Consider the following 25509-nt stretch of genomic DNA (forward strand, 5'->3'; position numbering starts at 1 on the left):
GATTGAAGCATTCTCAGCGGGTGGGGAATCAGAGTCCAACTCATGGGAGAGCTGACTCACATGAGCGATGCCTTGATCGCGCAGAATTGTCTGCACCTCTTTGATCGACAGACCATCTTTGTGCAGGAGCTTTCTGATCCCGCCCAGTAAGAGCATGTCCGCAGGCCGATAGTAGCGGCGGCCACCTGCGCGTTTTACAGGTTTAATCTGCGTGAATTTGCTTTCCCAAAAACGCAGAACATGAGCCTGCACACCGAGCCAGTCCGCAACTTCGCTGATCGTGCGAAAGGCGTCTGCTGATTTTGACATCTAAATTGTTCCAATAATCTCGCCCTGGGAAGAGCTGTGTTGTGCTGGTCCCGTTCCAGCGAGAAAGCACCGGACAGGGGTGGTCTGATCCGGACCTGGGCCGCGTTACTTGCGGTTGCCGTCGGCGACCCGGTCTTTCATCAGATGTGACGGGCGGAATGTCAAAACACGGCGGGGTTGAATCGGAACTTCCTCGCCAGTTTTTGGATTGCGTCCAATGCGTGCAGATTTATCCCGTACGCTAAAGGTGCCAAAAGATGAGATTTTCACTTGCTCACCCTGCACCAGCGCATCGGACATGTGTTGCAACATGCTCTCTACCAACTGGGCACTTTCGTTTCGAGACAAGCCAACCTCACGGAAGACTGCTTCGCTCAGATCCATACGTGTAAGAGTTTTTTCGCTCATGCTAAATCCCCATTGTTTCTCAAAGCATAGGGGTAGGGGAATTTCCCTGTCAATATCAATGAATTGCAAGAGCCCTTGTTTCGCTGATTCGTAGCTACCAGCGCAACACTACCGCCCCCCAGGCCAGACCGCCGCCGATGGCTTCGGTTACAATCAGGTCTCCAGCCTTGATCTGACCACGCGCCTTGCCAACTGAAAGCGCCAGCGGAATGGACGCCGCTGAGGTGTTGCCATGATCCTGAACCGTGACCACCACGTTGTCCATTGACAGGCCCATCTTTTTGGCTGTGCCCTGAATGATGCGGATATTGGCCTGATGCGGTACAATCCAATCGACATCAGCTGTGCTCAGTTCGGCGCGTTCCAGCGCCGTGTTAGCGGTTTTAGCCAGTTTTTCCACCGCATGGCGGAACACCTGGTTGCCCTGCATGCGCAGATGGCCTGTATTTTGCGTGGCCACACCACCATCCACATAGAGCAGGTCTTTGTAACGCCCGTCAGAGTTGAGGTCCGTGGAGAGAATCCCACGATCCTCATTGGTGCCGCTGAGAGACTGCGCTTCGAGAACCAGCGCCCCGGCGCCATCGCCAAAGAGAACACAGGTGGAGCGGTCGGTCCAATCCATGATGCGGCTAAACGTTTCTGAGCCGATCACCAGAACACGATCCGCCTGGCCAGAGAGGATCAGGGCATTGGCGTTTGTCAGCGCATAGACAAAACCGGCACATACCGCCTGCACGTCAAAGGCAAAGCCATTGGTCATGCCCAGCTTGGCCTGAACCATGGTTGCGGCGGATGGAAAAGTCAGATCTGCCGTTGAGGTGGCAAGAACAATGGCGTCGATGTCCTTGGCTTCCAGTCCGGCGTCTTTCAGCGCAGCTAGGGCTGCTTCGGTCGCCATATCGGAGGTGGTTTCACCCTCAGCAGCAAAATGCCGCCGCTCAATCCCTGAGCGTGACCGAATCCATTCGTCGCTTGTTTCCAGTGAGGCCTCAAATTCCGCGTTTTCAACCACCCGTTTGGGGAGATAATGTCCTGTGCCAACCACTACCGCACGTCGCGTCATTCTAAGCCTGCCTTTTGGAGTTATTTAGTTGGATTCTCAGCATCCTGAGGATCCGCGTCATCTTGGGTAAGCTCGACGACAGATGCAACCCGTGCAGCCAGTTTTTCGGCAAAGCCTTGCTGAGCCAACAGAAAGGCGAGTTTGACAGCGGCCGAGATGCCAGTAGCATCAGCGCCACCGTGAGATTTGACGACTGTCCCATTTAGCCCGAGGAATACACCTCCGTTGACCCGCCGTGGGTCAATGCGTTTGGCCAGGCGAGAAAGCGATGTATAGGCCAGAATGGCCGCGATACGAGAAAGAACAGAGTATTCAAAGGCTTCTCGTAGGGTAGTGCGCAGCATACTGGCAGTGCCTTCGCCGGTCTTGATCGCAACATTTCCCGTAAAGCCATCCGTGACAATGAGGTCAACCGCATCGCCTGGGATGTCGCTGCCTTCGACAAAGCCGACGAACTCGTAGTCGGCCTTCTCGGCTTGGGCGGAAATCAGGCTATGGGCCTCTTTCAGCTCGGCGTGCCCCTTGTGTTCTTCGGTGCCTACATTCAATAGGCCAACCCGAGGACGGCGGATATTCATTGAGTTGCGCACATAGGACGTCCCCATGAGGGCATATTGCAGCAAGTCGCGGGCATCGGCGCGTACGTCAGCGCCCACATCCAGCATCACGTTAAACCCTTGAGGGTTGCGTGACGGCCAGAGAATCGCAATCGCCGGACGGTTCACGCCCGGCATCTTGCGCAGTCGCAACATCGACAGGGCCATCAGGGCTCCCGTGTTGCCACAGGATACGGCCCCGGCGGCCTCCCCCGTTTTGACGGCATCTAGGGTCGACCACATAGAGGTTCCCTTGCCGTTGCGCATGACCTGGCTGGGCTTGTCTTCCATTGTGACAACCTTTTGGGCATCACGAATTTCGACGCGCCCGTCCAAGATGCGCCGTTTGGCCACCAAGGAGGTCAGCTCTTCGGTCGGGCCATGAAGCAAGAACCCGAGCTGCGGATTCTTCTTTGCAGACATGGCAAGGCCGGCCACTACTACAGCAGGGCCGGCGTCTCCGCCCATGGCGTCAACCGAGATCACTATGCGGTCGGATTTTGTCAGTGATTGATCGGGTTTACCCGTCATGCAAAAATCCGCCCCGCAAATTGTGTGATCGTCGCGATCTTATGCCGCGTCTTCGTCGATTTCGACGTCGTCGTTCACAGCAACAATTTCTTTGCTGTCATAGTGACCGCAGGAGGGGCACACGTGGTGTGGGCGCTTCAACTCACCGCAGTTCGAGCATTCGTTCGGGTTAGCAGCAACCAGAGCGTCGTGCGCGCGGCGGTTGTTACGGCGCGACTTGGATACTTTATTCTGTTGGACGGCCATGTCTCAACCTTCGTATTTGGGGCCTTGGGGTTGATGCCCGCGGCGCGTTTCACATTCGTTCGTTAGATCGGTAGGCGAGCGTTTAGGCCGCAGCCTCTCCGATGTCCAACCAAAAATTCCGATGAGCGCGCGAAAATACTGAGAATCTCCGTCTGCGCAAGCGTTTTTTTAAGCTAGGCTGTCCGGCGATACCACCCGGAAAACCGCCATCCCAAGAGTTTTTTAACTCTCATTGTTCTGGTCGAGCTGTTTCTTCAAAGCGGCCAACCCGGCAAAGGGTTTGGTGTCTTCCTCTCGCAGAGGTTCCACACCAGGCTGGCTATAGACGGCCTCGCCGAGCTCTGCGCCTTCCTTGCGGGGGTAGGGGGGGATCAGGAGTGACAGGGCCTCGATCATCACAACCGCGGGGTCAATAGTGTCCTGAAGCGGCTCGATGCGGTCATCCGCATCCATTTCCACCTCTGGGTCGTCCGGTTCCGACAGGTCGGACACAAAAATGCGCTCAACTTTTTCATCGATTCGCGTGGTCATCGGTTCCAGTGTCACCACGCAGTCCTGCAGGACAGTCGCCCCTAAAGTGGCAGAAAGCTGCCAGTCGCGGCGTCCCTTGGTGCTGACCTTCCCAGTGAAGCGGAGCTTTCGCAAACCCTTGATATCCAGCTCCTGAGCCAGGGTTTCAAGGGTCTTGGCATCTGGTTGCAAGTCAAACGAAGTTGCCCTGTTCTGTGGCAGATCGGACACCTTTAGGGTGGTGCTGTCAGTCATGTTGGCTACTTTCGTTTCTTGAACCGGAGGCCTGCATTAGGTAATCGGGTTCAAAGGCGTGTTCAAGCCAGAGGCAATGCAGTGTTGTGGGGATCATCATGAATGCACATAAAGACCAGCTGAGATCAGCGGCGAAATATGCAGCCTGGGCACTTGCTGCAGCGGCATTGGCGGGATGTAGCGCGATCTACCAAAAACACGGCTATGTCCCCACCGAAGAGCAACTGGCGGAGGTTGTCGTCGGGGTTGATACCAAGGATTCGGTCGCCGAGACGGTGGGCACGCCCTCGGCCTCGGGTGTTTTGAATGATGGTGGGTACTACTATGTATCGACCCTAATGCGGACCCGCGGTGCAGGCGCAACCAAGCCGGTCTCGCGCACATTGGTCGCGGTTACATTTGATTCCCGTGACGTCGTTTCAGGCATCGAGCGCTACAGTCTTGAAGATGGTAAGGTGATTCCGCTTCAACGCCGCGTGACCAGCTCTAGCGTGGAAGACAAAACATTCATCCGCCAGCTTCTTGGTAGTCTCGGCAACTTTAACCCAGGTTCCTTGCTTGAGGAGTAGTCCCTCGGTCTTTGCCCGGGGGCAGCGGATGGTACCGGGCAGGTTGGTCTGAAGTGTGAAGGGTTGGTCCCCAGGTGTGGCCATTGCAAAGGGCAGGGGAGGGCTGGACGGTGTCAGGAAACTGCGAAGCGGGGCTGCTGGCTCATACCGTGGCTGCGGATCTTCTTTTGGAAAAAGGCGGCTACCGGGCGCGACTGGCACAGAATTCCAGCGATCTGTTGGCGGCCCGTCTTCTTCGGGCGCGCTGTTTTCAAACTGGCTCCCTGGATCAAGACAAATTTGACGACGTCTGTCTGCATGTATTGATCGAGTCTCGCAGCGATGGGGCACTGGTGGGCTGTTTTCGGCTTATGCTGCTCGAAAGCGGGCAAGAGTTAGACCAGAGCTACTCCTCACAGTTCTATGATCTCTCACGGCTTTCCGCCTTCACCGATCGCATGATGGAGCTGGGCAGATTTTGCATTGATCCGGCTGTTCAAAATCCGGATGTGTTGCGCCTCGCCTGGGGTGGTGTCACGGGGATGGTCGATCAACATGGCGTTGGCCTGCTGTTTGGGTGTTCGTCCTTTGCTGGAACCGACCCCGCCGCCAATCTCGAGGCTTTTGCGCTGCTACAGCGTCGACATCTTGCACCGGCTGCCTGGTCGCCAGGGCAAAAGGCGACGGATACGCGGTTGTTTAGGGATCTTTTGCGGGACCGACCCACAGATCAGAAACCAGATCTTAAGCTGGCGCAGGCGCAGTTGCCGCCGCTGTTGCGTAGCTATCTGACCATGGGAGGCTGGGTAAGCGATCATGTGGTGATCGATGCCGCCCTCAATACTTGCCATGTTTTTACCGGGCTGGAGGTGAAAGCCGTACCGTCCGTGCGCAAACGGCTCTTGCGCGGCGTTGCCAATTCGCTCTGAGCGTTGACCTTAGCGCCTGCGCGGTTTAGCTGGCTGACATGGCACGTATACCTCTTTTGCAGATGACCGGGATTTCTCTGACCTTTGGCGGCGATCCCCTCTTTTCAGATCTAGATCTGGTGGTGCAACCTGGTGATCGGGTCGCCCTTGTGGGGCGCAATGGATCAGGAAAATCTACCCTTATGAAGGTGATGGCGGGGCTAGTTGAAGCCGATGCCGGTACGCTTGTCGTGCCCTCTGGTCGCTCTGTTGGCTATATGGAGCAGGACCCGCAGATGACTGGGTTCACCACGCTGGGCGAGTTCGCTTCTAGTGGCTTGGATCCTGGTGAGCTCTATAAGGTTGAGCGTGCAGGCGAGGGCCTGAAATTTGACCCTGACCGTCCGGTTGCCACTGCCTCTGGTGGGGAGCGTCGCCGCGCGGCCCTGGCCAAGCTGATGGCAGAGGCCCCCGATCTAATGCTGCTGGACGAACCGACCAACCATCTGGATATCGAAGCGATTACCTGGCTGGAATCCGAGCTGAAATCCACCCGCGCAGCCTATGTTCTGATCAGCCACGACCGGGCCTTTTTGCGGGCGCTGACCCGGGCGACGCTTTGGGTGGATCGTGGCCAGGTGCGGCGGCAGGAAAAGGGCTTTGAGGGGTTTGAGGCTTGGCGCGACAAGATCTGGGAAGAAGAAGATCAGCAACGCCATAAGCTGAACCGTCTGATCAAGAGCGAAAGCCGTTGGGCGGTTGAAGGTATCTCTGCCCGCCGTAAGCGCAATATGGGCCGGGTAAGGGCTTTGCATGAGCTGAAGGATCAGCGGGCCAGCCAGATCCAACGCCAAGGCGCGGCCGAGTTGGCGCTGGAGGCTGGCCCCAAATCCGGCCGTAAAGTGATCGAGGTCGAAGGCCTGAGCAAGAGTTTTGGCGACAAGCAAATTGTATCCAATTTTTCCCTGAAGGTTCAACGCAGTGACCGGGTGGCCTTTGTCGGTCCAAACGGTGCGGGGAAGACCACCCTGCTGAAGCTGATGTTGGGGCAGGAGAACCCGGATGCGGGGGTGGTAAAGCTGGGGACTAATCTTGAAATCGCCCTGTTTGACCAAACCCGTGACCAGCTCGATCCTGAGGCGACACTCTGGGAGAACCTGACTTCTGACCCGCTGTTGGGCATTTCTGGAAAGGCGGATCAGGTCATGGTGCGCGGGGTTCCCAAACATGTAGTGGGCTACCTCAAGGAGTTTTTGTTCGATGAGGCCCAGGCCCGTGCGCCGGTGCGCTCACTCTCTGGCGGTGAAAAAGCCAGGTTGCTGCTGGCCCGATTGATGGCGCGGCAAAGCAATCTGTTGGTGCTGGATGAACCGACCAATGATCTGGATGTGGAAACGCTGGATCTGTTGCAGGAATTGCTGGATTCCTATGAAGGTACCGTTCTTTTGGTCAGCCACGATCGGGATTTTCTGGACCGGGTCGCCACCACGACCATCGCCATGGAGGGCGATGGAAAGGTGACAGCCTATGCCGGGGGCTGGAGTGACTACATCAGCCAGCGCGGTGGATTGCCTGGGATGGAAAAGGGGGAGAAACCTCCAAAAAGCAAAACACAAAAGACAAAGGTTAAAGCCGTTGAAAGCGCGCCTGCCCAAGAGAAGCTGAGCTTTAAAGAGAAACACCGGCTTGAGGCGCTCCCCGCTGAGATGGAGCGGCTGGAGCAGGAGATCGCGAAGCTGCAAGAGTTGATGGCGGACCCTGAGCTGTTTACGCGGGAGCCTGTGAAATTCAAAAAGGCTACCGAAGCGCTGGTCGAACGGCAGGAAAAACTTGCAGCTGCCGAAGAGGAATGGCTGGAGCTAGAAGAAAAGGCTGGCGGGTAAGACGGCTGGTAAGTTAATTTTTGTTAATAGCCGGTTATGGGCCGTCCTTATTGTAAGGTTGCACATGATTTCGGGGGTGAAAACTGTCAGGAGCCTCAGCGCGCCGCCTGATTGTACTTCAGCAGATTTTGCAAGGCGGCAAAGGCAGGTTCTTGCACCCGCAGGGGCCAGGCGGGCGTCTTTATGGGGCCCTGGGTGTGACAGCGCAGGCGCGTTGCAATTGGTGTAAGATGCGGCCCAAATGGGAAAGAAGCGCAGGATTAATTTCCTACGCCTCTTGCTTGTTCTATCTTAGTTTTTGGCCTTAGCGCATGCGCAGAGCGCCGTCGATGCGGATGACTTCGCCGTTCAGGTAGCCCGCCTCAGTGATGAAGCCTGCCAATTGGCCGTATTCTGCCGGATCTCCGAGACGTGCTGGGTTTGGCACATCTGCTGCCAGCTGCTGCTGGACCTCCTCTGGCAGTCCTGCCAGCATGGGGGTCATAAAGATACCAGGGGCAATGGTCATGACCCGAATGCCGGAGGAGGCCAGATCACGGGCCATGGGTAGGCACATGCCCACCACGCCGCCTTTGGAGGCGGCATAGGCAGCTTGGCCCTTTTGACCGTCGTAGGCCGCAATCGAAGCGGTATTGATGATCACACCGCGGGCACCATCGGGTTCGGGGGTGTTCTTGGCGATCTCAATGGCGGCAAGCCGGGCGACATTGAAGGTGCCCACCAGATTGATGTCGATGGTGCGCTGGTAGGCGTCCAGCGGATGAGCCCCATCGCGGCCAATAGTTTTGATGCCATAGGCAATCCCAGCGCAGTTCACACAGGCGGAAATGCGGCCCATCTTTTCGACGGCATAGGCGATGGCTGCGCTCACTGATTCCTCATCGGTTACATCGGTTTGCACAAAATGGCCGCCGATCTCTGTGGCGATCTTTGGACCACGTTCGGCATCACGGTCCAGAATCGTAACTGTCGCACCGTTTTGGGCAAAATGGCGTGCGGTGGCCTCTCCGAGGCCAGAGGCGCCGCCGGTGATGATAGCGCAGGTCTGAGAAAGTTTCATGAGCGAGGGTCCTTCAGGTATCTGAACATTTGTTCAATAACTACCAGATAAAGCCGGTCTGTCTAGCACTTCATGGCGCTCATCAGTTTTCTGTCCCAGCGCGCCAGAGGCGAGAACAGTCGCCCCAAGGGAGGCCACAGAAGCCAGGTGCCCCCCAGTTGTGACAGGCGTGCTCCGGTACCCAGTTTGAAACGCGCCAGGCCAGGCGCCTCTTCGGTATTGATGAGACCCAGATCCAGCTGCTCACAGCCCTTCCTGGCTAGCCAAAGCATGACCTCCCACATCAGCAGGTTATGGGCTGACAGGGCTTTGCCGGTCTGGGTGGTATTGGAGATATGATACGTGGCGCCCCTACCATGGCGCAGGATCAGGATTGCGGCTACCGCAGTAGTGCCCTCAAAGGCCTGAAAGAGCTTGGCCTGGCCTTTGTTTGCCTTGGCATAGGCCAGCGTCAGGGCAACGGGCCAACTGCGGTAGCCACGTTTCCTCTGTTGCGCTTGATCGGCGGCGAACAGCCAGTGGTTTGGATCCAACGGCATGTTCTGACGACTGACTCGAAGTCCACGCCCCTGCGCCCGATTCAGCCGGTTGCGCCATTTCTGATGAAGCGCTTCTCTCTGAGATCCTGCTGTTTGCTTGAGATCAAGGAGGGCGACAAAGGCGGGGGTGACAAGCGGGAGCGCGCCGATCCCTGCCAGTTCCGGGCGGGGATGTTCGGGAGAGAGGATCACTGGACTGCGCCCCAGCTCAACGGTTCGCAACGCTTCGACAAGTTGGTCGGGATGGTCCAGCGGGGCGCGGTTGATCATCGCAACCTGGAAGCCTGCGGACATACGCCGGGTGGTGACCAGCGTGTTGTTGAGACCCGGCAGGAGGACAGGCGATTGGCCGTTGAGTGAAAGGGCCCCGCGAAACTCAGAGGTCTGAGCGAGTGCCTGGGGCGCAGGCGAAGTGGGTGAGGGGCAATCAAACATAGAGTTATTTACCTCTTAGAAACCTAAATCATGGTTAATGAAGCAATGAAAAAACACCTATCCGTTCAAGGCCAGATTGCCCCCAATCCCAAGATGACATTGACAGCCGCCTTTGTGCTGGCCTGCGTCCTGTCCGTTCCGGTTTTTACTCTGTTAAGCTTGGTGGATTGGTTGTTTTTGTAAGGCTCTGCCTCACACTCCGGGAAAACTATTATGGGCCAAATGAAGAAAAGGGCTTTCTCCCGGACTGTCATTTGGCCCTAAGTATCCTAGGGACAATGGGGCAAAGCCCCCTTTTCCTAGGGGTAGAAACGAGCTACCAGCCGCCTCCAAGTCACGCAGGAGGCGGGTTGTTTCTGCAGCCCTGTCAGCTGCCCAGTTGAACCAAAGCATGGCGCTTTTTGCCTGCACTGAGCTTGATTGGGCTGGAGAGGTCGGTGGCAGTGATCATCAGGCCTGCGTCCATGAGCGGCTTGTCATCCAGCTTGGCACCGTTTTCATTGATCAAGCGCTTGGCATCCTTGCCGGATTTCGCAAGGCCAGACTTGACAATCAACTGCACAATGGAAATGCCATCGCCAAGCTCTTCACTGGACAGGGACAGGGTTGGCAAATCCTCCCCTATACCACCCTTTTCAAAGACTTCTCTGGCGGTGGCCTCTGCGGCGACCGCAGCCTCAGCCCCATGCAGCAGTTTGGTCACCTCATTGGCGAGGATGACCTTGGCTGCGTTTACCTCTGAGCCAGCGAGTGCGCCGAGGCGGTCACATTCATCCACGGGCAGTTCTGTATAGAGTTTCAGGAAGCGGCCAACGTCGGCATCCGTCGTGTTGCGCCAGAATTGCCAGAATTCATAGGGGCTGCGCATATCAGCATTGAGCCAGACGGCGCCATCCTGACTTTTACCCATCTTCTTGCCGTCTGAGGTCGTCAGAAGGGGAGAGGTGAGCCCATATATGGAATTGTCGAGTACCCGACGGGTCAGGTCGATACCGTTGACAATATTACCCCATTGGTCCGAACCACCCATCTGTAGAATGCAGCCATATCTACGGTTTAGTTCCAGGAAATCGTAGGCCTGCAAGATCATGTAGTTGAACTCGAGGAAGCTGAGGCTTTGCTCGCGATCAAGGCGCGATTTGACCGATTCAAAGGCCAGCATACGATTGACCGAGAAGTGCCGCCCGATATCGCGCAGGAACTCAAGGTAATTCAGCCCGTCCAGCCACTCCGCATTGTTGAGCATTAGGGCTTTGTTTGGCGCGTCGCTGTCGTAGTCAATATAGGCTGAGAAAACTTTCTTAATCCCGGCGATATTGTCGTCGATCTGTGCTTCGGTCAGCAGTGGGCGTTCATCGGCGCGAAACGAAGGATCACCAACCTTGGTGGTGCCACCGCCCATCAGGGTGATTGGTTGGTGGCCGGTCTTCTGAAACCAGCGCAGCATCATGATCTGGATCAGAGAGCCCACGTGCAACGACTTGGCCGTGGCGTCAAAACCGATATAGGCAGGCTTCACCCCCTGCATCAGAGCCTCATCAAGGCCTTGATAATCGGTGCAGTCAGCAAGGAACCCGCGTTCCATCATGACAGCGACGAAGTCCGATTTTGGGTGATAGGTCATAACATGCCTCGGTTTTTGGTTTGCGATCTGCTGTATAGGGCTCAAATGTCCCACATGGAACCTGTTTTCCAGACAAAAAGCGGCGGTTTCCAGTGGTGAAGTTGCCTGCTATGCAAAGAAAAAGGCTCTACAGAGCATTTCAGAGCTACAGCAGGCTTTGCTGATACGACGGGACGAGGCAAAAGATGAGTAAGGCGATCGCTAAATCGGGAGTTCTTCGTGCCTTGGGGGCGATGAGTGGCACCTCATTGGACGGTGTGGATGTTGCGGTCCTTGAAACGGATGGTCACCAAATTTCAGGTTTTGGCCCAAGTCGGTATTTTCCCTACTCTGTGGCAGAGCGGGAGGCGCTGCGCGCTGCCCTAGGGCAATGGTCGGGGGCCAAGGTTGAGGCGGCCACAGGGGTGGTGGAGGCGGCGCATCTAGCTGCACTTTCTGGGTTTGATAATGTCGATTTGGTTGGTTTCCATGGCCAGACACTGGCCCATGCGCCGCGCCTACAGGGCACCCTACAGGTGGGAGACGGGGCGGGGCTGGCTGAAGCGTTGGACCTGCCAGTGGTTTGGGATTTTCGCAGCGATGATGTCGCGATGGGCGGCGAGGGCGCGCCGTTGGCTCCCTTTTACCACTTTGCCTGCGCCAAGTACATCAAGGCGACCGCCCCGATTTGTTTCCTGAACCTGGGCGGCGTTGGAAATATCACCTATGTTGACCCGCGGTTTGACCGCCCGGAGCAGACTGGGGCGCTCTTGGCGTTTGACACCGGACCTGCAAATGCTCCGATCAATGATCTGCTGCAAGCACGGCTGGGGCTGGCTTTTGACAGAGACGGAGCCGTGGCCAGGAGCGGTGAAGTTGAGACTGGCGCCTTGGAGTTGTTTCTGGCTGAGCCGTATTTCTCAAAGATGCCGCCTAAATCGTTAGACAGAAATGACTTTTCTGAAATGATTGACTTGGTTGAAGAGTTGAGTGATGCGGATGCTAGCGCAACGCTTACCGCAATGTGTGCCGCCGCTGTAGCGCAGGGGATGGAGCATTGTCCGCATCCGCCCTCGGCGGTCTTGGTGACGGGGGGAGGGCGTCAAAATCCGGTGCTTATGGAGATGCTGACTGTATCACTGGATTGTCCGGTCAGGCGAATTGAGGAGGTTGGCCTTGATGGAGATATGTTGGAAGCACAGGCGTTTGCATATCTGGCCGTTCGGGTGGCGCGAGGGCTGCCTACCTCCTGCCCGGGGACAACTGGAGTTAGCGCTTGCGTTGGAGGCGGGATCGTCAGCATGCCCGGAGCGGACTGATCTGATGTAGCTGCGGCATGGTAGCCCTTAGGTGTCAGGCGCTTTGACCTGTGACAGTGGTGGTATGATGAGAGGCTCTGCCTCGCGCTCCGGGCACGAGGGGGCAGGAGGTAACTGATCTGAAAGATTGCGGCGGAGCCCAGATGGAAGTCCTTTTGCGGATCTGGCACCTATTTCACATCGAAAATGTTCATGAGAGCGGGATGTCAAAGCCCGGTTCTGCCAATTCAAACCCTTCAAAGAGAAACCCAGGTGAGACGGTGCAGCTTACGAGGGTGTATTCTCCGGAGGTCCGGGCGGCTTGCCAGTGGCCTTTGGGGACGATGATCTGAGGTCGCCCTGCGGTCAGATCAGGGCTGAGCAGATGTTGCTGGGCTGGCCCCTGGTCTTTCGCTGACAGTGATAGGATGAGTGGTGCACCAGAATGGTAAAGCCAGATCTCAGTGGCATCGACTCGGTGCCAGTGACTGGCCTCACCGGCACGTAGTAAGAAATAGATGCAGGTGCCGCTGGGCCGACCTTCGTTCTCTGCCGCCCAAGTTTGACGGTACCACCCGCCTTCGGGGTGGCGGGAGAGTTGCAGTTTTGTAATGATTTCATCTGCTGTCATCGCAATCCCACCTTGATACTGTTATTCTTGTATCTGACACTTATCTTGAGGTCATGGCTTTGCACATCCCCTTTGACAATACTTATGCCCTGCTGGGGCCCGGTTTTTTCAGCAAGCAACTGCCTGACCCGGTGGTGGCGCCGCGGTTGATCGCCTTTAATCAGAGATTGGCCGATGTGCTGCAGCTGGGGGCAGGTGAGCCTGCGGAGATGGAGCAGATTTTTGCTGGAAATCAAATTCCAGCTGGGGCGGATCCTTTGGCGCAGGCCTATGCAGGGCACCAGTTCGGCAATTTCAATCCGCAGCTGGGCGATGGTCGTGCGATCCTGCTGGGGGAGGTGACGGGTACAGATGGTGTTCGTTATGATATCCAGCTCAAAGGTTCGGGGCGCACGCCTTACTCCCGTCAGGGCGATGGACGCGCTTGGCTCGGCCCGGTTCTGCGCGAATTCGTGGTTTCAGAAGCGATGCATGCTCTGGGCGTACCCACCACGCGCGCGCTGGCGGCCGTGGCAACGGGTGAGACCGTCTGGCGTGAGGGCGGAATGCCCGGCGCGGTTCTTACACGTGTTGCTGCAAGTCATCTTCGGGTTGGCACCTTTCAGTATTTTGCCGCCCGCGGCGAAACTGAGGCGCTGAAGCGGCTGACAACCTACGCTATCGAGCGCCACTACCCCCAGGCTCAGGGGGCGCTGGGACTGTTGCGAGCGGTGCGCGATGCACAGGCGCGGCTGATTGCGTCCTGGATGTCGGTCGGCTTCATTCACGGGGTGATGAACACCGACAACTGCAGCATTTCTGGCGAGACGATCGATTATGGTCCCTGTGCCTTTATGGATCAATACCGGGCAGATCAAGTTTACTCATCGATTGATCGAATGGGGCGTTATGCCTACGCAAACCAGCCAAAAATTGTGGTCTGGAACCTTGCGCAGCTCGCCACGGCCTTAATTCAGCAACTGGATGATCCGCAAGAGGCGGTGGAAGAGGCGACGGCTATTATTCATGCAATGCCGTCACTGATCGAAGTCGAATGGCTGCGTCTGTTTCGGCGCAAACTTGGGCTTGAGACAGTGGCGCCTGAAGATCTGGACCTGATCTCAGACCTGTTGCAGCTGATGTCCGATGGGCAGGCAGATTTCACCAATACCTTCAGGGCTTTGTCTGAAGGGAACGCAGTAGAGCAATTCCGCGACGCAAAGGCCTTTGAGGTGTGGAATGCGCGCTGGATGCAGCGGCGCGCCCAGGAGCAAAACGCCGAGGCACTGATGCGGGCGAGTAACCCGGTCTATATTCCGCGTAACCATAAAATGGAGGAAATGATCGCCGCAGCTGTGGCAGGTGATTTCACGCTGTTTGAGCGCCTCAGGGTGGTTCTTGCTACCCCCTTTGACGTGCAGCCAGGTGCTGAGGATCTGCGACGAGCTCCGGAGGCCCATGAGGTCGTTGGGGCGACCTTTTGCGGCACGTGATTTTCCGTGTCGGGGCAAGGTGCGAGATTTCCTCGCGCACTGGTGGCAACCGTGCCTTTTGATGCCTACGCGCCAATCTGTTTGCAGGACCGGCAGAAGGAAAGGGCCAAGCCATTCTATGCTGATAGGTCTACCCTGACATTCAATTCAGTCGGAATAGGCGTTTGCGTTTTGTGGTGCTGCGTATAGCAGAGCGCCCCGCAAAAAGCGGGGTGCTCTTTACTAAATATGGGATAGGCGCGGACTAAGAGTGTTAGCGCGCCTGGCGACGTCTGCTATTGCCTGCGCCGCCGGCTCCGTTCCCAGATCCACCGGGTTTGCCACCACTGCGGGCGCCACCGCCACCTTGACCACGACCACCGCCGCCCCGGCGACGATTGCCACCTGGTTTGCCGCCAGGACGGCCACCGCGTGAAGGGGTGGCGCCCGGAACGGGCTCCCAAGGACTGCCCGAGGCAGTTGGGATGGTGATCTTCATCACCTTCTGGATCGCTTTCAGCTCTTCCATTTCATCGGGGGAGCAGAAGGCCACGGCCTGGCCATCCTTGCCAGCGCGGGCGGTTCGGCCGATCCGGTGCACATAGGCATCCGGCACATTGGGCAGCTCGTAGTTATAGACGTATTTCACATCCGGGATGTCGAGCCCGCGGGCTGCCACATCCGTTGCCACCAGGACTTTGATCTGGCCGGACTTAAACGCCGCCAAGGCACGCTCGCGCTGACCCTGGCTTTTGTTGCCATGAATGGCGGCTGCGGCAAAGCCGGATTTCTCCAGCACTTTCATCAGCTTTTCCATACCGTGTTTGGTGCGGCCAAAGACCAGCGTGCGCTCATCCTTATGTTCAGTCAGCAGTTCCTTCAGTAGGCTCAGCTTCTCGGCCTTGGCGATGAAATGCACCGATTGGGTCACCTTGGCGGCGGGTTTGCCGGGCGGGGTGACTTCGATGCGCACAGGTCGATTGAGATAGGAGTTGGCGATCTCATTCATCTGCTTTGGCATGGTGGCCGAGAACAGCATGGTCTGGCGTTCCTCGGGCAGCAGGGATGAGATCTTGCGCAGGGCATGGATAAAGCCGAGGTCCAGCATTTGGTCGGCCTCGTCCAGCACCAGGAAATCACAGGAGCCCAGATCCAGCGCGTTACGGTCCAGAATATCTAACAGGCGGCCAGGGGTCGCCACCAGGATGTCAGTGCCGCGTGAAATACGCTGAATTTGCGGGTTGATCGATACTCCGCCAACCACCAGGCCGATCTTCATCGGGGTGCCTTCGGTGAGGGCCTTCAATGTGGCTGCGATCTGATTGGCCAGTTCGCGGGTGGGGGCCAGGACCAAGCCGCGTACGGTATGGGCCGCGGGTTTGCGGCCATAGTCCAGCATGCGCGAAATCAGTGGCACACCAAAGGCTGCGGTCTTGCCGGTGCCGGTCTGGGCCAGGCCCAAGACGTCTTCACCGTTCAGGGCATGGGGAATAGCGCGCGCCTGGATTGGGGTTGGATCCTTTAGACCCATGTCGGCCAGACGGGCCAGAACTTGATCGGGCAGGCCCATTGTAGAAAATTCAGTCACGTATCGTCCTTTCGCGGCTCAGTGCAATCGGCACGAACCGTTTCGGCCAGTCGCAATAGGCGCTGGCTCTTGGTGGGGCAAAGCCCTCGAACGGAGGCTGGCGATTGCCAGTCCGCTGGGATTTGCGAGTGCCCCACGCGTGATTTTGGGAACCTTGGCACTTCACTAGACAGCGGGTCTGTCGCGCATATCGCGCGTCCTGGCTGTCTCTGCTCACGCGGCAGGGAAGGATGCCTATGCCCCACATGGGCGGTTCTGTGGATAAAGTCAATGACGCGTTCATGTGGAATTTCGGTTTTCGTCGGCGCGTTGATTGACTACATAGAGAACCCAGACCAGCGGACGGAAAGCAAAACGTGATGACAATTATCGCTCGATGTGAGGCCAAAGGCCTGCGGATGACCGGCCAGCGCCGGGTGATTGCCCGTGCCCTGCAGGAGAGCGCCGACCATCCGGATGTTGAAGAGCTCTATGCTCGCGCCAGTGCGCTGGATGCGGGGATTTCTCTGGCCACTGTCTATCGGACCGTCAAGCTGTTCGAAGAGGCGGGGATTCTGGACCGGCTGGAATTTGGCGATGGCCGCGCCCGCTATGAGGATGCCGACCGGGAACACCACGATCACCTGATTGACATTAACACCGGCGCAGTTATCGAATTTTGCGATCCTGATATCGAAGCGCTGCAAGAGCGTATCGCTGCGAAACTGGGCTATCAGCTCAAAGGGCATAAACTGGAGCTTTATGGGGTGCCTTTGAAGAAACGTGACCGGGCAGACTAGTAGCCCCAAGGCGCAAAGTTCGACGAGGATTGCACCTGTTGAGCTCTCACTTCCCAGAGGGGGCATCAACATTTGTGAACGCGTTGCCCACAAACTGTTGTGTTCGGTGTCGCAAAGGGACTTGCAGCCTGCCTGCCTGCCCCCCATCCACTGGGATGGCTGCGGCACCGGGCCAACAACTCCGGCGCGCCAAACAGCGCATGTTTATTTGGAGGGCCAGGCGTGAACAATCTTAACGGCATTCTATTCATCATTGCAGCTATGGCTGCCTTCACATTGGAAGACGCCTTCATCAAACGCCTGTCTGGAGAGGTTCCTGTTGGCCAGATCCTGATCATGCTTGGTATTGGTTCGGGGGCTGTTTTTGCGGGTGCGGCCTTGTATCGGGGGGACAACCTGTTTGCGCCTGCGGCCTGGCGTGGAACGGCGATCCTGCGCACGCTGTCCGAAGCCCTCGGCGCCATGGCTTTTGCTACTGCGTTGTCTTTGGTCGATATCTCGACAGTTGCCGCAGTGTTTCAAGCCCTGCCGTTGGTCATTACTATGGGGGCAGCGCTGTTTCTGGGGGAGCAGGTCGGCTGGCGGCGTTGGAGTGCGATCTGTGTTGGTTTTGCCGGGGTCTTGATGATTGTTCGCCCTGGGCTAGACGGGTTTGATCCTTCGGTCATTTTGGTGCTTTTTGCAGTATTAGCCATTGCTGCGAGGGACTTGCTTACCCGCCTGGTTGACAGCCAGGTGTCCTCTGCTGTTGTCAGCTTTCAGGCATTTGCTTCGCTCATTGTGGCCGGGGCTCTGCTATTGCTGATGACCGGCGAGACGGCCTCTGCCATCAACAGGCCGCAAGCTGGGCTGATGCTGGGTGGTATTATCTTTGGTGTCATTGGCTATTATGCCATTGTTCGGGCGACCCGCATAGGCGATGCCTCTGCAATTACCCCGTTTCGCTATAGCAGGTTGCTGTTTTCTATTTTGATCGGCGTCGTTGTATTTGGCGAACGACCCGATGCCATGACACTTGGCGGGGCGGCGCTGATTATTGCCTCTGGGCTCTATACCTTTGTGCGGGAGCGCCGCTTGGCCCGTGCCCCGGTCCCGGTTGCAGCCGAAAGAGCCTGAACGGACCCTGGGCTATTTTCTACGCCTTCGCTCCAATCAACAAGCGCTGTCTTTTTCTCGACATCGATACCGGTGGCGCAAACAGGTGAATGGTAACGTTAACTGTGCCAGTTAATTGCCGTTAGCGGTAACGAAGGCTGTTTACATTTATCCCTCGGCTGCTATGACGCAGGCATCTTTTGTTGCAGTCAAGGACCGTCCAAATGAGCACAATTATTGACATTCACGCCCGCGAAATCCTCGACAGCCGGGGGAACCCGACGGTTGAGGTCGACGTGATCCTTGAAGACGGCACTATGGGGCGCGCTGCTGTGCCTTCTGGCGCCTCTACCGGCGCACATGAGGCCGTAGAGCGCCGGGATGGCGACAAAAGCCGCTACCTTGGCAAGGGCGTGCTGGAAGCTGTGGCTGCTGTGAACGGTGAAATCGCTGAAGAGCTGGTTGGTTTTGACGCCACCGAACAGGTCGCGGTGGATAGCGCGATGATCGAGCTGGACGGAACCCCCAACAAGGCGCGCCTGGGGGCCAATGCCATCCTGGGTGTTTCCATGGCTGTCGCCAAGGCCGCTGCGGATTTCACCACCCAGCCACTGTTTCGCTATGTGGGCGGCACCTCTGCCCGCGTGCTGCCCGTGCCAATGATGAATATCATCAACGGCGGCGAGCACGCCGACAACCCCATCGACATTCAGGAATTCATGATCATGCCTGTTGCTGCGGACAACATCCGCGAGGCCGTGCGCATGGGGGCCGAAGTGTTCCATACACTGAAGAAAGAGCTCTCTGCAGCAGGGCTGTCTACAGGTATCGGTGATGAGGGGGGCTTTGCACCCAACATTGCTTCCACCCGTGAAGCACTGGATTTTGTTCTGAAATCCATTGAAAAGGCAGGCTACCGCCCTGGTGAGGAAATCTATCTGGCGCTGGATTGCGCCGCGACCGAATACTATAAGGACGGCAAATATGTGTTGTCTGGCGAAGGCAAGGTCCTGTCCTCGGCAGAAAATGTCGACTACCTCGCAGCTCTGGTGAATGACTACCCTATCATCTCGATCGAGGATGGCATGGGCGAAGATGACTGGGATGGCTGGAAAGCCCTGACAGATGCGATTGGCGACAAGGTACAGCTGGTTGGCGATGATCTCTTTGTCACCAACCCCGCCCGTCTGGCCGAAGGCATTCAGCGCGGCAGCGCCAATTCCATGCTGGTCAAAGTGAACCAGATTGGTACCCTGACAGAGACGCTGAAGGCCGTGGACATGGCCCATCGTGCCGGTTTCACCAATGTGATGTCGCATCGCTCGGGCGAGACCGAGGATGCCACCATTGCAGACCTCGCGGTTGCCACCAACTGTGGCCAGATCAAAACCGGCTCGCTGGCGCGTTCTGACCGGTTGGCGAAATACAACCAGCTGATCCGGATTGAGGAAGTGCTGGGCGAAGTGGCCGAATATGCAGGCCGTTCGATCCTTAAAGGGTAAGCGATATTGGCTGAAGCTGGCGCTTCAGACAGGTTGAACAGGGGCAGCTCTTTGAGCTGCCCCTTTTTCGTGCCCCGCAACCGCCTCCATACTTTGGAGAGAAATCTTTAACTGGCATGCTTGCCTCTTGTCGAAAGGGATGTAACGTTCGCCTCAAAATTTGATCATATTATGGGGTTGGAATGGAAATTATCACTGCTGGTATTACCGATAGTAGATTGGTTGCAGGTTTTGTGGCTGCGCTGTTGAAAGAGCTATCGGGTGGGGAGCACTATGATCCAGATGATCTGCTTGAACTCACTGCCGACCTGCTGGCCCGAGAGGAGGTGGTGGGATTGCTGGCCTTTGACGGAGATAAGCCGCTAGGGCTTATTATGCTCAATCAATGTGCGGCAATTTACGCCGGTGGTCTCTTTGGTGAAATTACAGAACTCTTTGTCGTGCCTGATCAACGATCAAACGGCGTGGCACAGAAACTTCTGCTTGCAGCGCGGGACCTGGGTCGTGCGCGCGGCTGGAAACGGCTGGAAGTTGGCGCCCCAAATCAGCCTCAATGGCAGCGCAGCTTGCAGTTTTATCAGCGAGAAGGTTTTTTGGTGACAGGGCCGCGGCTGCGCCAATTGCTTTGATCCAGTGGAATTCTATTCGGTTATAGAATCTTGGTCATCAACATATATCTGTCGCGTGGCTGGAACCTTGTGCGCTGATATAGTCTCTGGGCCTGCTCATTTTCCCGGTCCACCTCTAGATGCAGCGCTTTGATCCCGGCCTGTGCTAGGGTCTTGGGCAGCTCAATCAGCACCTCCGAGGCGAGGCCGCGTCCACGCACGGGCGGGCGGATGTAGATCTCATCAACAAACCCATCCATGCCGCCAAATTCCACTGACCAGCCAAAGGTCACCACGATGTAGCCAATGGGCGCACGGGTGGGGCCGATGATATAGACCGCGCCATAGGGGATGCCCTCCAGCAGCGGCTCAATGCCAGCACGTTGAAGCTCTGGGCTGGTCTCGAGGCCTTCCTCGGCGTGAAAGGCTTCGACCATTGTGAGCAGCTTTTCCAGATGCTCTGGCCGGGCCAGATGCAGGGCGGCGCTCATAGGCGGGCCAAACGTTCGGTGATGAGTTTGAAAAAGCCCTCAGCATCAAGATCACCGATGAACAGGGCGTTAGGCCTGCGATCTGTAACACCCCACCAATCGGCGACGGTCATGCCAAGGGTGAGCTTTGACTGGGTTTCGATCTCTACATTGATATGGCGCCCAGTGAAGAGGTCCGGCGCAATGAGGTAGGCGATGACGCAGGGATCATGCAGCGGCCCCCCTTCGGAGCCATATTTCTCCATGTCGAACCGCTCAAAGAAATCGAGCATCTCTGCCGTGAAGGTTCCGGCAGAGTTGCCCAGGTTGCGCAGGGCCTCGATACGCGGGCGGGTGGTTAGGGCCTTATGGGTGACATCCAGCGGCATCATGGTGATCTGAATGCCAGATTTTAGCACGATTTCTGCGGCTTCCGGGTCAACGTAGATGTTGAATTCAGCCGCAGGGGTGACGTTGCCCACCTCAAAATAGGCGCCGCCCATCAGCACAATTTCTTGTACTCGCGCCACGATATCGGGGGCAGCCTGAAAGGCGGCAGCGATATTGCTGAGAGGCCCCAAGGGGCAGAGGGTCACGCTGCCTGCGGGTTCGCGACGCAGCGTTTCTATGATGAAGTCGACACCGTTTTGGCTTTGCAGAGGCATCTTTGGCTCAAACAGCTCAGGGCCGTCCAGTCCAGTCTTACCATGAACCTCTTCTGCGGTGACCAAGGGGCGCATCAGGGGCGCTGCGCGGCCTGCAAAGACGGGAACATCCGGGCGCGAGGCCACTTCGCAGATCATACGGGCATTTTTTTGGGTCAGTGACAGTGGCACATTGCCTGCCACGCAGGTGATGCCCAAGAGGTCGATCTGATCCGGGCTGGCCAACGCCAGTAAGAGAGCGACGGCGTCATCCTGGCCAGGGTCAGTGTCGATAATTACTTTGCGGGCAGTCATAGGCGGGGTCCTGTCGTAAGAGATGAGCGTTGCAGTGGAGATCGGAAATGTCCAGCCTCGCGCCAGTGGAAGGGCGCGGGTTTTGAGAATTTAGACCAAGATGAGGCAGGGGTCAGGCAGATTTTCTTTCGTCTGCCTTTACGGCATCCCACAGCGCATCCATCTCTGTAAGATTGCTGTCTTCCGGGCGTTTTCCGCGTTGGGCGAGCTTTGCCTCGACGCCCTCAAATCGGCGGATGAATTTGGCGTTGGCTTTGCGCAGTGCTGCTTCGGGTTCAACACCGAGGTGGCGGCCCAGGTTGGCCATCACAAACATCAGATCGCCAAATTCCTCTTCGACTTCTGTCTCGGAGAGCTGGGCGCGGGCCTCGGCCAATTCGGCGCTTTCCTCAGCAATTTTGGCGATAACCTGATCAACCTGTGGCCAGTCAAAACCGACACGGGCGGCGCGTTTTTGTAGCTTGTAGGCCCGCAACAGGGCGGGCAGCCCGACTGCAACACCGTCCAAAGTGCCGGTTTCCTGCTTTCCTGCGCGCTCGGCCGCCTTGATGGCTTCCCAGTCGGCGGTTTGCTGATCAGCGCTTTTGTTACGGTTTTCATCGCCGAAAACATGGGGATGACGCGAGACCATCTTGTTGGACATGGTGGTGACCACATCCTGAAAGGTGAAATGCCCGGCCTCAGTAGCCATCTGTGCATGAAAGACGGACTGGAACAACAGATCGCCCAATTCCCCCTTTAGCTCATCCCAGGCTTCGCGCTCAATTGCATCCGCGACCTCATAGGCTTCCTCGATCGTATAGGGCGCGACGGAGGCGAAATCCTGTTCCAGATCCCAGGGGCAGCCGTGGTTGGGGTCGCGTAGCGCTCGCATGATTTCGATCAGCCGTTCAATCCCTGCGGTTTCGCTTTGGATCAACGCCCTGTCGAAAGGGGGGGCTTGGGGTGTTTCGGGCATTGCAGCCTCTCTTGTTCCTGTGTCAGATGCATCAATCCCGATCCTCGCACAGGAGTCCACCCCATGGCCGTCGTGAACCGCATTGCTGATTTTGCCCCCGAGATGAAGACTTGGCGTCAGCATCTTCACCAAATCCCTGAACTGGCGCTCGATCTGCCCAAGACAGCGGCCTATGTGGCGGAGCGTTTGCGTGAGATTGGGGTGGATGAATTGCATGAAGGAATTGCCACTTCTGGCATGGTGGCGATCATCAATGGTCAGGGCAATGTGCAGGGCGAGGGGCCAACAATAGGGCTGCGGGCGGATATGGATGCGCTGCCGATCCCAGAGGAAACTGGCGTTGACTATGCGTCGCTGCATGCAGGCAACATGCATGCCTGTGGCCATGACGGCCATACTACGATGCTGCTGGGCGCGGCTAAGTATCTTGCAGAGACCCGTAATTTTTCGGGCCGGGTGGCATTAATTTTCCAACCGGCTGAGGAGGCCATTGGTGGAGCCCGAATCATGGTCGAGGAGGGTATCATGGAGAGGTTCGATATTGGCGAAGTCTATGCGCTACACAATGCGCCTGGATTGCCGGTTGGGGCCTTCTTGACTGCGCCGGGGGCACTGATGGCGGCGGTAGATACGTTTCACATCCATATTCAGGGGGTCGGAGGACATGGGGCGATGCCCCATGAGACCAAAGATCCGGTGATGGCGGCCTGCGGCATGGCTCAGGCAATCCAAACCATTATCAGCCGCAATCATCACACGCTGGAGGACCTGGTGGTGTCGGTCACGCAGATCCATACCGGAACCGTTGACAATGTGATCCCAGACACTGCCTATATTAATGGCACGGTGCGCACCTTTAATCCGCAGGTGCAGGCCATGGTGATGCGGCGAATGGAGGAAATCGTCGCAGGCCAGGCAGCAAGTTACGGCGTTTCAGCAGAGCTGGATTATGAGGTCGGCTACCCTGCAACCATCAACGATTCGCAAAAATCAGCCTTCGCGGCTGATGTCGCGGGAGAGGTTTCTGGCCCGGAGAATGTCGAGGCTGATGGTGAACGTGAAATGGGCGCTGAAGATTTCTCATATATGTTGAATGCCCGTCCAGGGGCCTATCTGTTCTTGGGCCAGGGGGAAGGGGCAGGGCTGCACCACCCCAAGTACAACTTCAATGATGAGATTGCGCCAATTGGTGCCTCCTTTTTCGCCCGTCTGGTAGAACGTGCCCAGCCCTTGGCCCAAGCAGAGGTGACAGCCGCGTGAAACTTCGCTATTCCAGGTTTTGATAATATGATCAAATTATGTGAGTGCTGGCGGGGGGAATATCCAACCCCCGGATCACTCTGCAAACGGAAAGTACGATCATGGCACTGGAAGATGCAAAACACGCAATCGACGCGGCCTTTACCCGGGAAGACCTGAAGGGCTTAAGCTTTGAAATTACCTTTGGTGGCGCGACCTCCTTTTTGCGGCGCAAATACACTAAAGATCTGAGTGGGGTAGACATTGCCGTCACCGGGGTGCCATTCGATCAAGCGGTGACCAACCGGCCGGGGACACGGCTAGGGCCACGGGCAATTCGGGAAGCCTCGACTCTGCAAAGCCCGGATGAGCCCTATGGCTGGCCGCATAAGCCGCTCAGCACCCTAGCGATTGCCGATTACGGCGATCTGGCTTTTGATCATGCCAATGTGCCTGAATTTCCTGCGGCGCTGACGGATCATATTCGTGGGATTCTCTCTCAGGATACGGCTTCGGTTGTTTTGGGAGGGGATCACTATATCAGTTTCCCAATCTTGAAAGCCTATGCTGAAAAATTTGGCCCAATTTCGCTGCTGCAATTTGACGCCCATACGGACACCTGGCCAGACGACAATATGGACCGTATCGATCACGGCACCATGTTCTACAAAGCGGTGAAATCCGGCATCGTGGACCCCGAAACCTCGGTCCAGGTGGGGATCAGAACCACCAACGACGACACGCTGGGGGTAAATATCATTGATGCTGCCACCGTGCATGAGATCGGCCCGGTTGAGACCGCACGCCGGATCAAAGAGATCCTGGGGGGGCGCCCGACCTATCTGACTTTTGACATCGACGCACTGGATCCTGCCTATGCACCAGGCACCGGCACCCCAGTTTGGGGCGGACTGACCTCTGCGCAGGCTGCACGCATCTTGCGCGAGATCGCAGGTATCAATATCAAAGGCGGCGATGTGGTGGAGGTTTCCCCTCCTTTTGACACCACCGGAGCGACCGCAATTGCCGGGGCTCATGTGGCAACGGAAATTATCTGCCTTCTGGGCTGGAATATGAGAGACAATGGCTGAGTTTAATCAACCGATTAGTGGCAATGATCTGGCCCGGTTCTCCGGGCCGAGCACCTTTATGCGTCTGCCGCAGGCGACCTCGCTTGAGGGGCTGGATGTGGCCTTTCTGGGGGTGCCGATGGATATCGGAACCTCTTGGCGGTCTGGCACGCGGTTTGGTCCCAAGCAGATCCGTTCGGAGAGTGCCATGCTGCGGCCCTATAACATGGCCACCGGAGCGGCGCCTTTTGACAGTCTGAATGCCGGCGATATTGGTGATCTGGCAATCAATACCTTCTCGCTGAAGGAATCGCTGCGCATCATCGAGGAAAGTTATCAGGCGATCCTGTCAGGCAATGTGATCCCGATGGCCATGGGCGGCGATCATTCGATCACTCTGCCAATTCTGCGGGCCATTGCCGCCAAATACGGACCCGTCGCATTGGTGCATGTGGATGCCCATGCGGATGTGAACGATGATATGTTTGGTGAGCGTGAAACCCATGGCACCGTGTTTCGGCGTGCTTATGAAGAGGGTCTCATCGTTGCTGATAAGACCTATCAGATTGGCATTCGCGGCACAGGCTATGGCGCCGATGATTTCACCGAGGCCCAGGGCTGGGGCTTTCAGCAGTTCCCCGCACAGGAGCTTTGGGGGCGGCAATTGCACAATATGGGCGCTGAAATTCGCCGTGATATTGGCACCCGTCCGGTCTATATCTCCTATGATATCGACAGTCTGGATCCTGCCTTTGCGCCCGGCACCGGGACGCCCGAGATCGGCGGCTTGACCACGCCGCAGGCGCTGGAACTGATACGCTCTCTGAAGGGGCTCAACATTGTGGGCTGTGATTTGGTGGAAGTTTCGCCGCCTTATGATACTACCGGAAATACCGCGCTGACTGCGGCTAATTTGCTTTATGAGATGATGTGCGTTCTTCCTGGCGTGAAGTCACGTTAAGCT

26 protein-coding genes and 1 pseudogene are annotated in these 25509 nt (G+C 57.0%); 13 read left to right on the forward strand and 14 right to left on the reverse strand.

Going from position 1 to position 25509, the window contains the following annotated elements:
- Window positions 1–135: 135 nt before the first annotated feature.
- From MED193_RS23300 to MED193_RS21840, 6 genes and pseudogenes are all read right to left on the reverse strand, one after another.
- A pseudogene (locus MED193_RS23300) lies at window positions 136–309 on the reverse strand (MerR family transcriptional regulator); the annotation flags it as partial.
- A 105-nt stretch (window positions 310–414) separates the two neighbouring features.
- Window positions 415–717, reverse strand: a complete 303-nt coding sequence (gene ihfA / locus MED193_RS21820) for an integration host factor subunit alpha (protein WP_039966550.1) — start codon at window positions 715–717, stop codon at window positions 415–417.
- Window positions 718–811: 94 nt separating this feature from the next.
- Window positions 812–1783, reverse strand: a complete 972-nt coding sequence (locus MED193_RS21825) for a beta-ketoacyl-ACP synthase III (RefSeq protein WP_009811963.1) — start codon at window positions 1781–1783, stop codon at window positions 812–814.
- Window positions 1784–1803: 20 nt separating this feature from the next.
- Window positions 1804–2910, reverse strand: a complete 1107-nt coding sequence (gene plsX, locus MED193_RS21830) for a phosphate acyltransferase PlsX (RefSeq protein ID WP_009811964.1) — start codon at window positions 2908–2910, stop codon at window positions 1804–1806.
- Window positions 2911–2949: 39 nt separating this feature from the next.
- On the reverse strand, window positions 2950–3156 hold the full coding sequence (rpmF, locus tag MED193_RS22755; RefSeq protein WP_009811965.1) for a 50S ribosomal protein L32: 207 nt from the start codon (window positions 3154–3156) through the stop codon (window positions 2950–2952).
- 222 nt (window positions 3157–3378) lie between these two features.
- Window positions 3379–3921 carry a DUF177 domain-containing protein gene (locus MED193_RS21840; protein ID WP_009811966.1) on the reverse strand — a complete coding sequence of 181 codons (543 nt, stop codon included), beginning with the start codon at window positions 3919–3921 and terminating at the stop codon, window positions 3379–3381.
- A 98-nt stretch (window positions 3922–4019) separates the two neighbouring features.
- Between MED193_RS21840 and MED193_RS21845 the strand changes: the two genes are divergently transcribed.
- The 3 genes from MED193_RS21845 (at window position 4020) to MED193_RS21855 (ending at window position 7260) form a co-directional block, all read left to right on the forward strand.
- Window positions 4020–4490, forward strand: coding sequence for an outer membrane protein assembly factor BamE (locus MED193_RS21845; RefSeq protein WP_039966552.1), 471 nt, complete (start codon window positions 4020–4022; stop codon window positions 4488–4490).
- A 110-nt stretch (window positions 4491–4600) separates the two neighbouring features.
- The gene (locus tag MED193_RS21850) at window positions 4601–5398 is read left to right on the forward strand and encodes a GNAT family N-acetyltransferase (protein ID WP_009811968.1); all 798 of its coding nucleotides are present in this window, start codon (window positions 4601–4603) and stop codon (window positions 5396–5398) included.
- A gap of 38 nt (window positions 5399–5436) precedes the next feature.
- Window positions 5437–7260 (forward strand): ABC-F family ATP-binding cassette domain-containing protein, encoded by a 1824-nt coding sequence (locus MED193_RS21855; RefSeq protein WP_254655486.1) that lies wholly within the window; start codon window positions 5437–5439, stop codon window positions 7258–7260.
- A 304-nt stretch (window positions 7261–7564) separates the two neighbouring features.
- Here the strand turns inward: MED193_RS21855 and MED193_RS21860 are convergent, their stop codons facing one another.
- Window positions 7565–8320, reverse strand: a complete 756-nt coding sequence (locus MED193_RS21860) for a 3-hydroxyacyl-CoA dehydrogenase (protein WP_009811970.1) — start codon at window positions 8318–8320, stop codon at window positions 7565–7567.
- A gap of 62 nt (window positions 8321–8382) precedes the next feature.
- Entirely contained in the window at window positions 8383–9294 is a 912-nt protein-coding gene (locus tag MED193_RS21865) for a GNAT family N-acetyltransferase (protein WP_009811971.1), read from the reverse strand.
- A 30-nt stretch (window positions 9295–9324) separates the two neighbouring features.
- Between MED193_RS21865 and MED193_RS23015 the strand changes: the two genes are divergently transcribed.
- A complete protein-coding gene (locus MED193_RS23015; RefSeq protein WP_009811972.1) occupies window positions 9325–9477 on the forward strand; it encodes a hypothetical protein in 153 nt (50 codons plus the stop codon).
- Window positions 9478–9661: 184 nt separating this feature from the next.
- Here MED193_RS23015 and tyrS read toward each other — a convergent pair whose 3' ends face one another.
- On the reverse strand, window positions 9662–10918 hold the full coding sequence (gene tyrS, locus MED193_RS21870; RefSeq protein ID WP_009811973.1) for a tyrosine--tRNA ligase: 1257 nt from the start codon (window positions 10916–10918) through the stop codon (window positions 9662–9664).
- Window positions 10919–11103: 185 nt separating this feature from the next.
- On the opposite strand from tyrS, the gene MED193_RS21875 reads away from it, so the two are divergent.
- Entirely contained in the window at window positions 11104–12216 is a 1113-nt protein-coding gene (locus tag MED193_RS21875; RefSeq protein WP_009811974.1) for an anhydro-N-acetylmuramic acid kinase, read from the forward strand.
- Between the two features lie 190 nt (window positions 12217–12406).
- On the opposite strand, the gene MED193_RS21880 is transcribed toward MED193_RS21875, so the two are convergent.
- Entirely contained in the window at window positions 12407–12826 is a 420-nt protein-coding gene (locus MED193_RS21880; protein ID WP_009811975.1) for a cupin domain-containing protein, read from the reverse strand.
- 53 nt (window positions 12827–12879) lie between these two features.
- Here MED193_RS21880 and MED193_RS21885 point away from each other — a divergent pair, with 53 nt between their 5' ends.
- Complete coding sequence (locus MED193_RS21885) at window positions 12880–14298, forward strand: YdiU family protein (protein WP_009811976.1); 1419 nt, start codon at window positions 12880–12882, stop codon at window positions 14296–14298.
- 253 nt (window positions 14299–14551) lie between these two features.
- Here the strand turns inward: MED193_RS21885 and MED193_RS21890 are convergent, their stop codons facing one another.
- Window positions 14552–15865, reverse strand: coding sequence for a DEAD/DEAH box helicase (locus MED193_RS21890; protein WP_039966553.1), 1314 nt, complete (start codon window positions 15863–15865; stop codon window positions 14552–14554).
- Between the two features lie 359 nt (window positions 15866–16224).
- Between MED193_RS21890 and MED193_RS21895 the strand changes: the two genes are divergently transcribed.
- The 4 genes from MED193_RS21895 (at window position 16225) to MED193_RS21910 (ending at window position 19870) form a co-directional block, all read left to right on the forward strand.
- Window positions 16225–16644 carry a Fur family transcriptional regulator gene (locus MED193_RS21895; RefSeq protein WP_009811978.1) on the forward strand — a complete coding sequence of 140 codons (420 nt, stop codon included), beginning with the start codon at window positions 16225–16227 and terminating at the stop codon, window positions 16642–16644.
- Window positions 16645–16866: 222 nt separating this feature from the next.
- Window positions 16867–17760, forward strand: a complete 894-nt coding sequence (locus tag MED193_RS21900) for a DMT family transporter (RefSeq protein WP_039966554.1) — start codon at window positions 16867–16869, stop codon at window positions 17758–17760.
- Window positions 17761–17963: 203 nt separating this feature from the next.
- Window positions 17964–19241, forward strand: coding sequence for a phosphopyruvate hydratase (gene eno / locus MED193_RS21905; RefSeq protein WP_009811980.1), 1278 nt, complete (start codon window positions 17964–17966; stop codon window positions 19239–19241).
- Window positions 19242–19423: 182 nt separating this feature from the next.
- Window positions 19424–19870, forward strand: coding sequence for a GNAT family N-acetyltransferase (locus MED193_RS21910; protein ID WP_009811981.1), 447 nt, complete (start codon window positions 19424–19426; stop codon window positions 19868–19870).
- Window positions 19871–19890: 20 nt separating this feature from the next.
- Here the strand turns inward: MED193_RS21910 and MED193_RS21915 are convergent, their stop codons facing one another.
- The 3 genes from MED193_RS21915 to mazG form a co-directional block, all read right to left on the reverse strand.
- Window positions 19891–20340: an N-acetyltransferase gene (locus MED193_RS21915; RefSeq protein ID WP_009811982.1), complete on the reverse strand. Its 450-nt coding sequence runs from the start codon at window positions 20338–20340 to the stop codon at window positions 19891–19893.
- Window positions 20337–21278, reverse strand: a complete 942-nt coding sequence (locus MED193_RS21920; protein ID WP_009811983.1) for a nucleoside hydrolase — start codon at window positions 21276–21278, stop codon at window positions 20337–20339. The genes MED193_RS21915 and MED193_RS21920 overlap by 4 nt, the downstream gene beginning before the upstream one ends.
- Before the next feature lie 112 nt (window positions 21279–21390).
- Window positions 21391–22236 (reverse strand): nucleoside triphosphate pyrophosphohydrolase, encoded by an 846-nt coding sequence (gene mazG, locus MED193_RS21925; protein ID WP_009811984.1) that lies wholly within the window; start codon window positions 22234–22236, stop codon window positions 21391–21393.
- A 63-nt stretch (window positions 22237–22299) separates the two neighbouring features.
- Between mazG and MED193_RS21930 the strand changes: the two genes are divergently transcribed.
- The 3 genes from MED193_RS21930 (at window position 22300) to speB (MED193_RS21940) (ending at window position 25506) form a co-directional block, all read left to right on the forward strand.
- Window positions 22300–23496: a M20 aminoacylase family protein gene (locus tag MED193_RS21930; RefSeq protein WP_009811985.1), complete on the forward strand. Its 1197-nt coding sequence runs from the start codon at window positions 22300–22302 to the stop codon at window positions 23494–23496.
- Window positions 23497–23597: 101 nt separating this feature from the next.
- On the forward strand, window positions 23598–24566 hold the full coding sequence (gene speB / locus MED193_RS21935; RefSeq protein ID WP_009811986.1) for an agmatinase: 969 nt from the start codon (window positions 23598–23600) through the stop codon (window positions 24564–24566).
- Complete coding sequence (gene speB, locus MED193_RS21940; RefSeq protein ID WP_009811987.1) at window positions 24559–25506, forward strand: agmatinase; 948 nt, start codon at window positions 24559–24561, stop codon at window positions 25504–25506. Before speB (MED193_RS21935) ends, speB (MED193_RS21940) begins: the two co-directional genes overlap by 8 nt.
- Window positions 25507–25509 lie beyond the last annotated feature (3 nt).

It is taken from the genome of Roseobacter sp. MED193 (assembly GCF_000152965.1).
GTDB lineage: Bacteria > Pseudomonadota > Alphaproteobacteria > Rhodobacterales > Rhodobacteraceae > Pseudophaeobacter.